General features: G+C 60.8%; 9 protein-coding genes. 5 read left to right on the top strand and 4 right to left on the bottom strand.

The genetic code is table 11. The features are described from left to right. Complete coding sequence (locus HMPREF2888_RS06895; RefSeq protein WP_070518561.1) at positions 1 to 2,946, bottom strand: Na+/H+ antiporter subunit A; 2,946 nt, start codon at positions 2,944 to 2,946, stop codon at positions 1 to 3. A 377-nt stretch (positions 2,947 to 3,323) separates the two neighbouring features. Beyond that, the gene (locus tag HMPREF2888_RS06890) at positions 3,324 to 4,706 is read right to left on the bottom strand and encodes a dipeptidase (protein WP_061924878.1); all 1,383 of its coding nucleotides are present in this window, start codon (positions 4,704 to 4,706) and stop codon (positions 3,324 to 3,326) included. A gap of 184 nt (positions 4,707 to 4,890) precedes the next feature. On the opposite strand from HMPREF2888_RS06890, the gene HMPREF2888_RS06885 reads away from it, so the two are divergent. From HMPREF2888_RS06885 to ppk2, 5 genes are all read left to right on the top strand, one after another. Next, positions 4,891 to 6,912: an OPT family oligopeptide transporter gene (locus HMPREF2888_RS06885; protein WP_082778656.1), complete on the top strand. Its 2,022-nt coding sequence runs from the start codon at positions 4,891 to 4,893 to the stop codon at positions 6,910 to 6,912. 292 nt (positions 6,913 to 7,204) lie between these two features. After that, positions 7,205 to 8,851, top strand: a complete 1,647-nt coding sequence (gene groL, locus HMPREF2888_RS06880) for a chaperonin GroEL (protein ID WP_061924773.1) — start codon at positions 7,205 to 7,207, stop codon at positions 8,849 to 8,851. Positions 8,852 to 9,522: 671 nt separating this feature from the next. After that, positions 9,523 to 9,711 (top strand): hypothetical protein, encoded by a 189-nt coding sequence (locus HMPREF2888_RS06875; protein WP_061924768.1) that lies wholly within the window; start codon positions 9,523 to 9,525, stop codon positions 9,709 to 9,711. A 72-nt stretch (positions 9,712 to 9,783) separates the two neighbouring features. Continuing rightward, on the top strand, positions 9,784 to 9,915 hold the full coding sequence (locus HMPREF2888_RS13200; protein ID WP_256366445.1) for a hypothetical protein: 132 nt from the start codon (positions 9,784 to 9,786) through the stop codon (positions 9,913 to 9,915). A gap of 151 nt (positions 9,916 to 10,066) precedes the next feature. Continuing rightward, the gene (gene ppk2 / locus HMPREF2888_RS06870) at positions 10,067 to 10,966 is read left to right on the top strand and encodes a polyphosphate kinase 2 (protein ID WP_061924765.1); all 900 of its coding nucleotides are present in this window, start codon (positions 10,067 to 10,069) and stop codon (positions 10,964 to 10,966) included. A gap of 222 nt (positions 10,967 to 11,188) precedes the next feature. On the opposite strand, the gene HMPREF2888_RS06865 is transcribed toward ppk2, so the two are convergent. Then, the gene (locus HMPREF2888_RS06865; protein ID WP_070518560.1) at positions 11,189 to 15,139 is read right to left on the bottom strand and encodes a Pls/PosA family non-ribosomal peptide synthetase; all 3,951 of its coding nucleotides are present in this window, start codon (positions 15,137 to 15,139) and stop codon (positions 11,189 to 11,191) included. After that, entirely contained in the window at positions 15,140 to 15,598 is a 459-nt protein-coding gene (locus HMPREF2888_RS06860; protein WP_062037089.1) for a MarR family winged helix-turn-helix transcriptional regulator, read from the bottom strand. Between the last annotated feature and the right edge of the window lie 41 nt (positions 15,599 to 15,639).

The following is a 15,639-nucleotide window of genomic DNA, read 5'->3' as shown; positions in this document are numbered from 1 at the left end:
TTATTTCTCCTTTCCGGAGGTCATTGTTCGGCTTGCGGATTGCGCCGTGGCGCGGTTGCGCTGGCGGCGCGCGAGGGAGCGGGCGCGGTCGCGGGCGCGCTGCTTACGCATGTCCTCTTCCTCGTCGAGCTTGGCGCCCAGCGAGTTCAGGATGTAGAGCGTGAGCCCCACGACGATGAGGTAGACCCCGGCGTCGAAGACCAAGGCCGAAGGTAGTGAGACATCGCCCACCAGCGGCACCGGCAGCTTGGTGTAGCCGGTGGTCAGCGGCGGATGGCCGAAGGCAAAGGGGACTACCACCGAGGCGATCGAAATCAGCAGGCCGGTGCCCATGGTGCGCCCGCCGTCGATTGGCAGTGCCTCATCGAGCTCCGCGCGGCCGCCGGCGAGGTAGCGCAGGATGAGCGCGAGCGCGGCCACCAGGCCACCGGCGAAACCGCCGCCCGGCGTGTTGTGGCCAGAGAAGTAGAAGTAGAGCGAAAGTGCAATCATTGAGGGGAAGAGCAAGCGCGTGGTGACGTCCACCATGAGCGAACGGTTCAGCGCCTGCTCGGATTCCGCACCGGCTGCCAGCCAGCGACGCCCGGTCACGCGCAGCGTAGGACGCCGCGAGGAGCGGGTAAAGGACTGGGTGCGGTAGATCAGCGAGGCGATGCCGGTGGCCGCGATGACCAGGACGGTGATCTCGCCGAAGGTATCCCACGCACGCAGGTCCACCAGCAGCACGTTGACGGTGTTTGCGCCGTGGCCGATTTCCTTGGCCAGCTCCGGCATGAAGGTGGAGATGGACTCGCTGCGACGGGCATTGATGGAGAACATGCCCACCAAGGTCACGCTAAGGCCAACGCCAACGGCAAGCCAGGCGCGCAGGCGCGAGACCTTGGGGTCTTGCTTCCAATCGGTGTTTGCCGGCATGCGGCGCAGCACCAGCATGAACAGCACCATGATGATGGTCTCCACGAGCAGCTGGGTTAGCGCCAAATCCGGTGCGCCGTGCAGGGCGAAGATGAAGGACAGACCATAGCCGGTCACGCCGACGATGATGACGCCGGAGAGGCGGTTATCGGTCACCGTGGCCGCAATTGCCGCGACCATGATGATGACGGCGGCGACTATCTGCCATGGGTTTTCCGCGACTTCCATGTGCACGTTGGTCAGATCGCCGCGGATCAGCATGATGACCGGCAGGATCATGAGCGTGCCGAAGATGATGGACATGTTCATCTGCAGCGAACCGCGCTGGGTGGAGGCGGTGGTGCGCAGCGAGAGGGTGCGCAACGCCTGGAGCACGGAATCGTAGGCGGCGTCGGCTGAGCCCAGCGCCGGGTACTGGAACTGCCACTTGGCCACCACATTGCGCTGCCAGTGCACGATGAATCCCACCACCACGATGAGCAGCGACAGGCCCAGCGGGATGGTGATGCCGTGCCACAGTGCTAGGTGGGTGTGCTCGTGGTGGCCGAAGAGATTGTCCAGGTGCTGGTTGATGCCGAGGGAAAGCGGGTTTGGCTGCAGGCCCAAGAAGATGGTCAGCGCGGTCAAGATTGCCGGCGGAATCCACAGCAGCGGGGCGAGCGCATGCATGTTCTCCACGGCTTCGGAGGTGCCCAGACGCTCGCCGTCTTTATCCTTCTTTACGGCGAAGGCGCCCCACAGGAAACGTAGCGCATAAGCCATGGTGAGCATAGAGCCCACCACGACGCCGACGAGCAGCATGTTGCGCGGCATTCCTACGAGGAGGGACTCGTGGAGGATGGCCTCCAGCGTTGCCTCCTTGGCCACGAATCCCAGCAGCGGTGGGATACCAGCCATGGACAGCGCGGGGATGATGGCCAGCAGATACAGTCCCGGTTTAGCGCGGCCAAGGCCGGAAAGCTTGGCGATGTCGCGTGTGCCCGAGGCATGGTCGATGGCGCCGACAATCATGAACAAAGCAGCCTTGAACAGCGAGTGTGCGAAGGTCAGTGCCAGGCCTGCTTGCAGCGCCTCGCGGGAGCCGATGGCCACGATGGAGGTGATAAAACCCAGCTGGGAGACGGTGCCATAGGCCAGAATCAGCTTGAGGTCGCGTTGCTTGAGCGCCATCCAGCCGCCCAACAGCATGGTGAATAGACCCAGCGGAATGAGGACGAGATGCCAGGTGGCGACCTCATGCAGCTCAGGGGCGAGGCGGGTGACCAAGTAAATACCCGCCTTCACCATTGCCGCGGAGTGTAGGTAGGCCGAAACCGGTGTCGGCGCTGCCATGGCGCCGGGCAGCCAGAAATGGGCGGGAGCGATGGCGGACTTGCTGATCGCACCGGCCAGGATCAGGACGATAGCGATCGTGATATAAGGCGTCTGTGTGATCTGCTCGAAATCTGCGAGTGCGCTGAAGGTCCACTGGCCGGTCTGTCGGCCCAGCAAAATGATGCCCATGAGCATCGCCAGGCCGCCCAGGGTGGTGATCATCAATGCCTGCTGGGCCGCACGCCTCGAGGAAGCTCGTTCTCCGTAGTAGCTAACGAGGAGGAAGGAAAGCAGGGAAGTGATTTCCCAGAAGACGTACATCATCAAGATGTTGTCTGAAACCACCAAGCCAAACATGGCGGTGGCAAAGGCAGTCATCTGCGCGCCAAACATCGCAAGGCGCCGCCGGGTTTGGTCGAAGTAGCCCCAGCAGTACAAAAGCACGAGCGCGCCCATACCTAAGATGATGAGGCTAAATAGCGCCGATAGCCCATCCATCCGCAGGGTGATGTTGAGGTTGGCGTCCGGCATCCATTTCAGGTTGTACTGCAGCGAGTTGCCGTCATTGAACGTGGAGTTTGTCAGCTGGCTGAGTACCCAGAAAAAACCCGCGCCCGGGGCGATGGCAAGAATGCCGAAGGCAGGCCTGCCCAAGTAATAGATCAAAAATGGCGCGAGGACTGTGGCCAGAATTAGAGCACTCAGCACTGCTATCACAGTTAAGCCGGATCTCCTTTGCAAGATGGAGACGCGCGAGCATTTTTAGGCGCACGTGCGACGTTGTGTGTACACGAAATCGAGCATGCGCCGATGAAGACATCTAGGCCACCGAAAAGACCTGGTTGATGAACCACTGTGAAAAGGAAACCCCACTAGAGGGGTGCCGCTGGCAGCGTCAACGCCCTGCCTTAAAAGAAAGTAGGGGGCGTATCACATTTGGCGCAGCCAATACGGCCACTATACCGGCATAACCAGCAAAAGTCACTGATTTTTAATCAGGCAGTATTATATGGGGCTATTTTGGCTGAACACAGCCTCAATAGCCCCACGAGTTCAACGCAGCCACAGCGTCTGCTGTGCGGTCTGCCGCGCGATTAGGCGAAGCGCTGGAGGAAATAAGCCTCGGCGGTGGCGATCTTTTCGATCTCGTTTGGATCGACGGACTCGTTTGCCGAGTGGATGGTGGCCTGTGGATCCTCCACGCCGAAAAGCGCGATCTCTGCGTTCGGGTGCTTTTCCTGCAGCTCCACGGTCAGCGGGATGGAACCGCCCATGCCCTGGGAGCTGGTCGCAGTGCCGTATGCCTCAGCCAGGCACTCGCCGAGCAGCGCTGCGGCTGGCTTTGTAGGATCGGTCTCGAAACCGCGGTTGGCCTCCAGAATGTCGACCTTGATGTGAGCGCCCCACGGAACGTGGTTCTTCAGGTGCTCGGCAACTGCCTCGGCGGTGGCGCGCGGATCCATGGTGGCCGGGGTGCGCAGGTTCAGTTTTGCAGCGGCGGTAGCTGGAACGGCATTGACGGCCTCGGTAACTGGGGTAGAGGTAAAACCGGTGACGGTCACGGCCGGGCGTGCCCAGATCATGTCAGCGATTTCGGTGGCGCCGGCCGGATCTTGTGAGCCCATGATTTCGGTGCCCTCAAGCATCTGCGCGTCGGTACGGAAATCTTCCGGCTTATAAGCGGTGGTCTGGCCCTCAGCCAGAGGCCAGGTGCCGGCGCAATCGACGCCGTCGATAGTGGTGCGTCCGTGCTCGTCGCTCAGGGAATCGAGTGCGCGCATCAGCGCCTTAACGGCATCTGGAGCGGCGCCGCCGAACTGGCCGGAGTGTACGCCGGCTTCGAGGGTGTCTACCTGGACATAAATCTGCGCGCCGCCGCGCAGGGAGGTGGTCAGCGTGGGCTGGCCAGCCTTGGCGTTGCCGGCATCGGCGATGAGGATGGCGTCGGCAGCGAAAAGCTCCGGGCGCTCCTCGATGAGTGCGGACAGGCCCTCGCCGCCGCGTTCCTCAGAACCCTCGATGAGGAAGGTCAGGTTGAGGTCGGTGCCACCGTTTGCATCGATAGCGCGCAGGGCGGCCAGGTGCATGGCGATGTTGCCCTTGCAGTCTGCCGCGCCGCGGCCGTACCAGCGGGTATCGCCGGAAGGTGCAGTGCGCTCGGTCAGGGTCAGCGGGTCAGATTCCCATGGCTCGCGTGGGCCGACCGGGACTACGTCGTAGTGGGAGTAAAGCAGGACGGTCTTGGCACCCTCTTTGCCGGCGCGCTTGCCGACGAGCGCGGTAGAACCGTCCGCAGTCTTCACCGCCTCGACCTTGACGCCGGCGTCAGTAAGGGTCTTCTCAACCCACTGCGCTGCCTTCTGGGCTTCTTCCTCGAGGCCCGGCTCGTTGTGTACGGAGTTGAAAGAAACGAGTTCTTTGAGCTGCGCGAAGATATTCGCGCGATCATTTGCGATGTAGTCAGAAATAGCAGTCATGTTGTCCAACATACTCGCAGGCTTGGACACGCACGCCAGGTGCTGTTTGGGGAACCTGTCCGAAAATTAGTATTGCCTGAACGTTTGAGATCGTGCCCGGGTGAACTAGAGTTCTAAGAATATTTAATTCCGATAATTAAATACACATACCTTCACATTGGTTTCTCGTTAGAAAGGTCTCGGCATGGCACACGACGCCGTCCAGGCTTCCCCCGCTTCTGCGTCCCACTCACCAGGGGCAACAGACAATGATGCAAGTTCTTTGCGCGAGCTGACGCTGCGCGGCATCCTAATCGGCGGACTCATCACGTTGGTCTTTACCGCAGCCAACGTCTATCTCGGCCTCAAGGTCGGCCTGACCTTCGCCACCTCGATTCCGGCAGCCGTTATTTCTATGGCTGTGCTGCGTCGCTTTGCCGGGCACAATGTCAAAGAAAACAACATTGTGCAGACCATCGCTTCTGCGGCCGGCACTCTTTCTGCCATCATCTTCGTCCTGCCGGGCCTGGTCATGGTGGGTTACTGGAAGGGATTTAGTTTCTGGGAGACCGCAGCTGTCTGCGCCATCGGTGGCGTGCTCGGCGTAATGTACTCGATCCCGCTGCGCCGCGCGCTGATTACCAGCTCTGACCTGCCCTACCCGGAGGGCGTTGCCGCCGCTGAGGTTCTCAAGGTAGGCGATGGTAACGGTGCGTCGGAAGTCGCTGCGGAAGAAAACGCCCAGGGCTTGCGCGTCATCTTGGTTGGCGGTGTTATCTCCGCGGTGATGGCGCTGTTGGCTGCGATGAAGGCTGCAGCCTCCTCAGTCTCGACCTACTTCAAGCTGGGTTCTGGTGCCACCACCTTGGGTACTTCGCTGTCGCTGGCTCTTATCGGTGTGGGCCACCTCGTTGGCCCGGCTGTCGGCTTTGCCATGCTCATCGGCGTCATCATTTCCTACTTCTTCCTGCTGCCGATGCACACTGCGGGCGACGTCTCTGGCCTGGACGCCACTGCGCTGGCTGATACCGTCGATTCCGTTTTCTCCGGCGAGATCCGCTTCATCGGTGTCGGTGCCATGGCCATCGCCGCGATCTGGACGCTGATCAAGATCACTGGCCCGATCATCAAGGGCATTTCTGAGTCTCTGGCTTCCTCCCGCAAGCGCAAGGAAGGCCACACCGTCGACGTCTCCGAGCGTGACATCCCGTTCCCGTACGTGCTTGGCACCATCGTCATCTTGATGGTTCCGATTGCGCTGCTGCTGTGGGACTTCGTACGCGGCACGGATATCCACGAGCACATGGGCGTGCTGATTACGGTCTCGGTGCTGTTTACCTTGCTGGTTGGCCTCATCGTCGCTTCCGTGTGCGGCTACATGGCGGGGCTGATTGGTGCGTCTAACTCGCCGATTTCTTCCGTTGGCATCATCGCCGTGCTGGCTGCCTCGCTGCTGATTGCCGCGGTAACTCGCGGCAGCAGCGCGGACCCGCTTTCGCTGGTGGCTTATACCCTCTTCACCGCGGCCATCGTCTTCGGCATCGCCACGATTTCGAATGACAACCTGCAGGACCTGAAGACCGGTCAGCTCGTCGGCGCGACACCGTGGAAGCAGCAGGTTGCGCTGATTATTGGCGTCCTTTTCGGCTCCGTTGTCATTCCCCCGATCCTGCAGATCATGCTCAACGGCTTCGGCTTCCAAGGCATGGAAGGCGCGGGGGAGGACGCTCTCGCTGCCCCGCAAGCTGCGCTAATGTCTTCGGTGGCATCGGGCATCTTCGATAACTCCCTGGACTGGAACCTCATCTTCACCGGTGCCGTCATCGGCGCGGTTCTCATTGTTGTTGATGAAGTTCTGCGTAAGACCACCAAGAAGTTCTCCCTGTCCCCGCTGGCCGTGGGCATGGGCATGTATCTTCCGGCCGCGCTGACCATCATCATCCCGATTGGCGCAATCCTGGGTTACTTCTACGATAAGTGGGCGGCAAGGCAGGCTAATCCGGACTTCTCCAAGCGCATGGGTACCTTGCTGGCAACCGGCCTCATCGTTGGTGAGTCTCTGTTCGGCGTGGTCAATGCTGCCATCATCGCGGCAGCCGGCGGCGAGTCCCCGCTGGAGATCTTCGAAGGTGGCACCTCCGCTAACGTCTTCGGCCTCATCCTGTTCATCACAGTGCTGGGCTTTATTTACCGTTGGACCGCCAAGAAGGTGAAGAAGGCTGAGTAGAACCGCGAAAACGCGAAGAACTCAATAAACTTCGCAAACTCCGCAACTTAATTTCTGACACGAACACCCTCCGGAACGCTCACAGCGAACGTACTGGAGGGCGTTCGTGTCTTTCCTTGCACTCGTAGTGGTCGAGTGCCAGAATGGTCGCTAGCACTCCCACCGGGTAAGTGCCAGAAAATCTCATCTATGTGGTTGAGGCTGGTTAACACTCACCAGCCGTGCCGTCGCGGGCGTCCGTATAGATACAGACGTGAGTGTCGTCCTAAACAAATCAAGGAGCACAAACACAATGGCAAAGCTTATTGCTTTCGATGAAGAGGCACGTCGCGGCCTTGAGCGTGGTCTGAACACGCTGGCCGACGCAGTAAAGGTCACCCTCGGCCCGAAGGGTCGTAACGTCGTCCTGGAGAAGTCCTGGGGCGCTCCGACCATCACCAACGATGGCGTCTCCATCGCTCGCGAGATCGAGCTGGAAGATCCTTATGAGAAGATCGGCGCTGAGCTGGTTAAGGAAGTAGCAAAGAAGACTGACGATGTTGCCGGTGACGGCACCACCACCGCTACCGTTCTGGCACAGGCACTCGTACGCGAGGGTCTGCGCAACGTTGCAGCAGGCTCCAACCCGATGGGCATCAAGCGCGGCATCGAGACCGCTACCAAGGCAGTCGTTGACTCCCTGCTTTCTTCCGCTAAGGAGATTGAGACCCAGGAAGAGATCGCTACCACCGCTGGTATCTCCGCCGCTGACCCGGCAATCGGCGCCAAGATCGCTGAGGCTATGTACACCGTGGGTAACGGCTCCGTGAACAAGGACTCCGTTATCACCGTTGAAGAGTCCAACACCTTCGGCGTGGACCTCGAGGTAACCGAGGGCATGCGCTTCGACAAGGGCTACATCTCCGGCTACTTTGCAACCGACATGGAGCGCCAGGAGGCAGTCCTCGAGGATCCGTACATCCTGCTGGTTTCTTCCAAGATCTCTAACATCAAGGACCTCGTTCCGCTGCTGGAGAAGGTCATGCAGACCGGCAAGCCGCTGCTGATCATCGCCGAGGACGTTGAAGGTGAAGCACTGTCCACCCTCGTCGTGAACAAGATCCGTGGCACCTTCAAGTCCGTTGCTGTTAAGGCTCCGGGCTTCGGCGACCGCCGCAAGGCTACCCTGCAGGATATGGCTATCCTGACCGGCGGCCAGGTCATCTCCGAAGAGGTTGGCCTTTCCCTCGAGACCGCTGAGATTGAGTACCTCGGTCAGGCACGCAAGGTTGTTGTTACCAAGGATGACACCACCATCGTCCAGGGCGCTGGCAACCAGGAGCAGATCGACGGCCGCATCAAGCAGATCCGCGCTGAGATTGAAAACTCCGATTCTGATTACGACCGTGAAAAGCTGCAGGAGCGCCTGGCCAAGCTGGCTGGCGGCGTTGCTGTCCTGAAGGTCGGCGCTGCAACTGAGGTGGAGCTCAAGGAGCGCAAGCACCGCATTGAGGACGCAGTCCGTAACGCAAAGGCTGCCGTTGAAGAGGGCATCGTTGCCGGCGGTGGCGTCGCCCTCCTGCAGGCTGCTTCCGCTCTGGATGCGCTGAATGACCTGACCGGTGATGAAGCAACCGGCGTCAAGATCGTTCGTGAGGCACTGTCTGCGCCGCTGAAGCAGATTGCTCACAACGCTGGCCTGGAGCCGGGCGTTGTTGCTGACAAGGTTGCATCCCTGCCAGCAGGCGAGGGTCTGAATGCAGCTACCGGCGAGTATGTTGACCTGATGTCCGCTGGCATCAATGACCCGGTCAAGGTCACCCGCTCCGCACTGCAGAACGCTGCTTCCATCGCAGCGCTCTTCCTGACCACTGAGGCTGTCGTTGCTGACAAGCCGCAGCCTGCTGGTGCAGGCGCTGGCATGCCTGACGCTGACGCTATGGGCGGCATGGGCTTCTAATAGAGCCCAAACCTCGAAAGGCACTCATTTGGCTCCGTGCGAGCTAGATGCCGCCGATTTAAAGCGTCCTACGAGAGATAAAGAACGTCTCTCGTAGGGCGCTTTCGCGTGTCGCTACACGGAAAAGATGAAAAGTGCGTTTCCAAACCTCAACTTTCACACTGAATAACAATTTTCTCAGCCAGTGGTCCATTTTTGAGGCTGAATGGCGGTTGATTGGTTGCGCCTTCGCCTCTATTTGACTGCCTGGAACTCCGGGCGAAAGCGAAAACGGCCAATCTGGGGTCTTTGGTGCACCCCCGCATTAGGGCAATTTTGAAACTGATTTCCCGCTGAATTTCTGAATTTTGGACCGTGTTCATCGGAGCGTTCCTGATGTTTGTTACGCACGTTTACCAAAGAATTTGATCAATTCTGTCCAGCGTCAGAAAACCCGCTGGTAATAGGCATATCGATTAACTTTTGGGCAAGAAATGACTTAGAGTATGCTGTGTATAAAGTGACGGCTGGGAACTATGGGGAGCTTTCCCGGGGCTTAAAAACTCAAGAGTTTCGGATTGATCTTTGAGCGCTGTGTGACAAAATAGTTACTTGTGACGCCCACAGAGGGTGTCTGCAAATCCGCAATACCCTCGGGTGTAAGAACCCGAAACCTATTCAAGGAGTTCATTATGGACCTCTCCATGATTCAGACCCACCTCGACAACTTCGTTGACACCTGGGAAGGCTGGGGCAAGATCCTGGGCAACGTTGGTTCCTTCTTCCAGAACACCATCAAAGTCTTCGACTTCCTGTCCTCCGAGCCTGAGGCATCTGACTTCTTCCCAGGCACCTCTTCCCTGATTGCTGAGAACAAGTAATTCATTTACTTCTCATCGGGGCCTTTTAGGTTCTGATCTTCAATCTTCCAATACTAGTCCTAAGGAGATAAAATGGACGGCTTCATTAACTTCGCAATCGGTTCTTCCGAGTTCGCAAACGACCTGAACATCTACGCAACCCTGATCGATCCGCTCGTTCAGATTGCTAAGGGCGCTTCCCAGCTGATCGGCATGTTCGTCTAAGAACATCCATCGCGTAAGCGATTCTAAGAGCCTCACCTTTTGGTGGGGCTCTTTTGCTATGTCTGGGTGGGGGAGACCTTAGGGGTAAATCGGTAGAGTTGCAGTGTAATTTAACGCGCCGAATAGTTGGGTGACCGGTAAACTTTTAAGTATGGCTGATATTAAAGACGACGAACTTCCCGAGATCGACCTTGCTAAGACCGACGGCTACGTCGTCGATGATTCTGATGAGGATGACCCGGCGCTGATCATGCCGGACGGTTCCCCCATCGATACCTGGCGAGAGAACTACCCTTACGAAGAGCGCATGACGCGTGATGAGTATGAGGCCACCAAGCGTGCGCTCCAAATCGAGCTGCTGAAGTGGCAGAACTGGACCAAAGAAACCGGCCAGCGCCACATCATCTTGTTTGAGGGCCGTGACGCCGCTGGCAAGGGTGGCACCATCAAGCGCTTCAACGAGCACCTGAACCCGCGTGGTGCGCGCACCGTCGCACTGGAAAAGCCCTCCCCGCGTGAGTCCACCTCCTGGTACTTCCAGCGCTACATTCAGCACTTCCCAGCAGGCGGCGAAATCGTCTTCTTCGACCGCTCCTGGTACAACCGCTCCGGCGTCGAGCGCGTCATGGGCTTTTGCACCGAGTCCCAGCACGCAGAGTTCCTGCGCGAGGTGCCAATGCTCGAGAACATGATTCTTGGTTCCGGTATTTCCCTGACCAAGCTGTGGTTCTCCGTTACTCGTAAGGAGCAGCGCACCCGCTTCGCTATTCGTCAAATTGACCCAGTGCGTCAGTGGAAGCTTTCCCCGATGGACCTGGCGTCCCTCGACAAGTGGGACGACTACACCTCTGCGAAGGAGGAGCAGTTCCGCTACACGGATACTGAAGAATCGCCGTGGATCACCATCAAGTCCAACGACAAGAAGCGCGCCCGCATTAACGCTATGCGCTACGTGCTCTCCAAGTTCGAATACACCAACAAGGACCATGAACTGGTCGGCGAGCCTGACCCGCTCATCGTTATGCGCGGCCGTGACCAAATTGGTGACTAACGTTAGTTTCGCCGTGAGGCCCTAGGTTGGCTCTAACGCCGAAAGGCTGGACGCACGATGCATCCAGCCTTTTGCTTTGCGCCCCATCGCCCTAAGTACCAAATCGTGGGGCCTACGATGGTGGCGGTTGAATCTTCCCACGATATGGCATCTAGGCAGGCAAGCCGGCGAAAAATGCCGCTGCAGCCAATTCCGCAGAGGATAATCGGCGGCAGGCCGGGCCTAGTCCCACGGCTCAATTGGATTGCCCTGCCATACGGAGTTGGCGGGCACGCGGTCGCCGCGCATGACGAGCGAGCCGGGGCCGACGGTGCCGGCGTCGCCAAGCAGCGATGCTGGCAGTGCGACCGAGTGGGCAGCAAGGGTCGCGCCGTCTTCGATGGTGACGGTATCCAAGCTCATAACGCGGTCCTGGAAGAGGTGGGTCTGCACCACGGTGCCGGGGCCCACGGAAGCGCCCTTGCCCACGTAACAGAGATCCGTCTCCGGGAACCAGTAGGAATCGATCCAGGCGCCCGCGCCGATCTTTACGCCCAGCGCGCGCAGGCCGAGATTGATCTCCCCAGTGCCCAGCGTGTGCTGGAAGAACCACGGCGCCGCGACGGCCTCAACGAAGGTGTCCTGCAGCTCGTTGAGCCACACGAACGCGGACCACAGTGGGTGGTCGGCCGCGCGGTGCTTGCCCACGCAGATCCACTTCACGGCCACGGTGATAGCCATGCTGACCGCGCCAATTGCCATAAGCAGCAGTCCAGAGACAGCCCAGGCAAGGCCCACACCGTAGTTATCCACGAGCACGTACATGGTGGCTAACGTTGCTGCCAGCAGCATCGCCGAGGTCATCGGCGCGAGCAGGCGCATGGTCTCAACGAGACCGCGGGCCGCCTTCACTCCGAAGCCAGGGTTATAGGTCAGGGACTCGCCCTGTACGCCCTCAACGCTGGCCTCCACGCGGCGCATGCGCTCCGGCGGCGAACCCCACCAGTTCGAGCCCGACTTGGACTTCTTCGGCGTCGAGGAGAGCACCGCAACCAGCGAGTTCTTACCCAGCTTGCGGCCCGGGCCCGTGATGCCGGAGTTGCCCACGAAGGAGCGCTTGCCCACCTTGGTCTCGCCCGTGAGCATCCAGCCGCCGCCCAGCTCGTAGCCGCCGATCATCGTGTCGTCGGCCAGGAAGGCGCCGTCCTTGATGTCCGTCAGCTTCGGAATCATCACTGCTGTGGAAATCTCCACGTCTTTGCCGATCTTCGCGCCCAGCGAGCGCAGCCACGTCGGGGTTAGCTGCGAGGCGTAGAGCGGGAAGAGCGTCGTGCGGGCTTCGTCCATGAGACGCTCAACGGACCACAGGCGCCAGCCGGCAGCAGACCGTACCGGAGCCACGCCAGGCTTGAGGCCGATGGACAGAATCCGCACGCCCAGCCAGGTCTGCGCCATGAAGCAGGCGAATGCCGCCAGTGCGCCTAGCGGCGCGAAGAAGATCGAGCCGATGAAGTCGTTGCCCGCGGTCATGCTAAGGCCTGCGACAACGACGGCCGCGCCCACAGCGAGAGCTACCACCGGTTGGATGGCTAGCAGGATCGACGTTGCGCCGTAGAACGCAACCCACCACGGGCGGCGCTTCGGCGGCTCGGCGGGGAAGCGGTGCTTGGAGCGGCCTACCTTCTTGGCAGGCGAACCGGACCAGCGCTGACCGTCCTTGATCTTCTTTCGAGCCGTGACCGTGGAGCCGGCCTCCACGTGGGCGTACTTGCCCACATTGGTGCCCGGCAGCAGGGTAGATCGCGCACCAACGCGCGCGCCTTCGCCAACGTTGATGGCGCCAACGTGCAGTACGTCGCCGTCGAGCCAGTAGCCAGAAAGATCCACTTCCGGCTCGATAGCCGCGTGGTCACCCAACTTGAGCAGGCCCGTCACCGGGGGAAGAGAGTGCAGGTCAACGCCGCGGCCAATCTTCACGCCGAGTAGGCGCGCGTAGTTGTTCACCCACGTCGCGCCCGCAATCGAGCGCGAGCCCGAGGCATCAGTCCAGCGCTCCGCGGCCCAAATGCGCAGGTGCGCCGAGCCTCCGCGCGGGTAGTCGCCCGGCTTGATTCCCGCAGTGATAAGGCGCGCGCCGATGCCGCCTATCGGGATGCGGCCAATCGGAGTCGCAAAGAGCACCACCATGACGGCAACCAGCCACCACGGGGTAGTCAGCGCCCAATCCGCACCGAGCGCGTTCGCCACATTCGAGCCAAGCAGCAGCCAGGTCAGCCACGAAGTCGCAGCCAAGGTCATCACCGGAATCTGGATGAGCGTCTGCACCACGCGCGTGCCCATGCCCACCTTGCGCACCGTGCGTTTGGGCGCAGCCGAAGGCCGCTCCTCGACACCGCCGATGTGCTCGGCCAGCGAGCCTAGGCGCGGGTGGTCGTAGAGGTCACGCACCGCCACGGTGGGGTAGCGCTCACGGATGCGGCCTACCAACGTCGCCGCGGCCAGGGAGGTACCGCCCAGGGAGAAGAAGTCCGCGTTCTCATCCGAGACGGAAACGCCCAGCGTTTCCACCCACAGTTGCGCCAGCCACTGCTCGGTCTGGGTAAGGCCCGCGGCCTCCACACCAACGCCTGGAAGTGGCCACGGCAGGGCTTTCTTATCCACCTTGCCTGAGGTGCGCACCGGCAGCTCTTCCATCACGCAGATGCGCGGGACGAGTGCAGCCGGCATGGTCTCGGCCAGACGCTCGTGTGCGGCTTTTTCGTCAAAGCCCTTCGCCTCATCCTCCAAGGAAACGTAGCCCACCAGCACGGACTCGCCGCCCGGCGTCTTCTGCACTGCCACCGCGGAGTTATAGACGTTCGGCAGGGCCGCCACGTTGGCTTCGACCTCGCCGAGCTCGATGCGCCTGCCGCCAATCTTGACCTGGTCATCGATACGACCCACGAAGTACAGGCCGTCTTCCTCCAGACGGACGTGGTCGCCCGTGCGGTACGCGCGCTCCCACGCCATAGAGTCCAGCGGCGCGTACTTTTCCGCATCCTTTGCCGGATCCAAGTAGCGAGCCAAGCCGACGCCGCCGATAACCAGCTCGCCGACTTCGCCCACGCTCACCGGGAAGCCTTGCTTATCCACGACCACCAAGTCCCAGCCGTTCAAAGGCAAGCCGATGGAAACCGGCTGGCCCGGCACCATGCGCTGGGCACAAGCGACGACCGTCGCCTCCGTCGGGCCGTATGTATTCCACATCTCACGCTCGTCTGTTGCCAGGCGGTCTACCAGCTCCTGGGAACAGGCCTCGCCGCCGACGATGAGCAGGCGGATATTGTCCAGCGCCTCTGCCGGCCACAGGCCCGCCAAGGTCGGCACCGTGGAAACAACCGTGATGTCGCGGCGGATGAGCCACGGGCCTAGGTCCATGCCGGAGCGCACCAAAGAGCGTGGCGCCGGCACCAGGCAGGAACCGTGGCCCCAGGCCAGCCACATCTCCTCACAAGAAGCGTCGAATGCCACTGACAGCCCGGCTAGCACACGGTCGTCGGGGCCCAGCGGGCCATGTGGGTGATCGACCAAAAACAGTGCGGCCTCGGCATCCACGAAAGCGGCCGCGGAGCGGTGGGTGACGGCCACGCCCTTCGGCTTGCCCGTGGAACCGGAGGTAAAGATGATCCACGCGGTGTCATCCGGCGTCGGTGCACCCTGGTGGGCGTCCTTTCCTACGCGCTCAGCTGAACGCAGCGATCGGAAGCCCTCATCCGTAAACAGGCCATCGATGTCGGCCTCGCCAAAGACCATCTCGGCGCGCTCGTCGGGATCGTCTGCGTCGACCGGCACATAGGCCGCGCCCGCAGCCAAGGTGGCCAGAATCGCGAGATAGAGCTCTCGCTTGCCGGAGGTCATGCGGATGCCGATGCGGTCGCCGCGGCAGACGCCGTTGGCCTGCAGCTCGGCGGCCCATGCCTGGACATCGGTGATGAGCTCTGAGTAGGTGAGCACCTCGCCGTCGTCAAGCGCGGCGGCGTCCGGGTTTAGCTCTGCAGTGGTTTGCACGATGTCCCACAGTGTGCGCTCGCGCGGCGCGCGATCCCGCAACAGGTATTGCTCCGGAACATGCACGAAGCCCGCGCCGGGCTGCCGGGAATCTAAAAGGTCTTCGGGCAGCGCGTGGCGCCCGGTACTAGCGTCCTCTTCCGCCATTTAAGCATCACCCTCGCTTGAAGACATGATGGCGCGGGCCAGCTTGCGCAGGTGCTTGAGCTGCTTGGAGGTGGACTCGTCGAGGGCTTCGTCCTCGGCTGCGGCGACGAGCTCCGCGAGCTCCTTGTGGGCCTTCACGCCTTTCTTGGTGGAGGCCACGATCTGACGGCGGCGATCCTTGGGGTCGCGCTCGCGCTTGGCCCAGTTGCGCTCTTCCAGGGAATCGATGAGGCGCACCATGTCGGAGGCGTCGATCGCGAGGGTCTCGGAGAGCGCGGACTGGGAAGCAACGTCACCATCGACGAGGCAGGTAAGTACCCAGTACTCGCGGATGGTGGTCTGCCGGGTGCTGAGCGCTTGCTCGACGCCGTCGCGGGTGCGGCGGCGGAGGCGCTCCAGCTGGAAGGAAGGAGACTCTAGGAGCGCGGTAGGGATGGAAATAGAATTCAATGAAGGCATGCCGATGATTCTAACGCGCCTACGGCGGAACACCTAAATTA

This window comes from Corynebacterium sp. HMSC077D03 (assembly GCF_001808545.1).
Lineage (GTDB): Bacteria > Actinomycetota > Actinomycetes > Mycobacteriales > Mycobacteriaceae > Corynebacterium > Corynebacterium simulans.
The sequence above is the reverse complement of the archived record's forward strand: the minus strand, read 5'-3'. Positions and strand labels throughout refer to the sequence as shown.

Excerpts from the sequence above, each read along its gene's own strand:
- HMPREF2888_RS06860 (WP_062037089.1), bottom strand. The coding sequence starts at position 15,598 with ATGCCTTCATTGAATTCTATTTCCATCCCTACCGCGCTCCTAGAGTCT.
- ppk2 (WP_061924765.1), top strand. The coding sequence starts at position 10,067 with ATGGCTGATATTAAAGACGACGAACTTCCCGAGATCGACCTTGCTAAG.
- HMPREF2888_RS06885 (WP_082778656.1), top strand. The coding sequence starts at position 4,891 with ATGGCACACGACGCCGTCCAGGCTTCCCCCGCTTCTGCGTCCCACTCA.
- HMPREF2888_RS06865 (WP_070518560.1), bottom strand. The coding sequence starts at position 15,139 with ATGGCGGAAGAGGACGCTAGTACCGGGCGCCACGCGCTGCCCGAAGAC.
- groL (WP_061924773.1), top strand. The coding sequence starts at position 7,205 with ATGGCAAAGCTTATTGCTTTCGATGAAGAGGCACGTCGCGGCCTTGAG.
- HMPREF2888_RS13200 (WP_256366445.1), top strand. The coding sequence starts at position 9,784 with ATGGACGGCTTCATTAACTTCGCAATCGGTTCTTCCGAGTTCGCAAAC.
- HMPREF2888_RS06875 (WP_061924768.1), top strand. The coding sequence starts at position 9,523 with ATGGACCTCTCCATGATTCAGACCCACCTCGACAACTTCGTTGACACC.
- HMPREF2888_RS06890 (WP_061924878.1), bottom strand. The coding sequence starts at position 4,706 with ATGACTGCTATTTCTGACTACATCGCAAATGATCGCGCGAATATCTTC.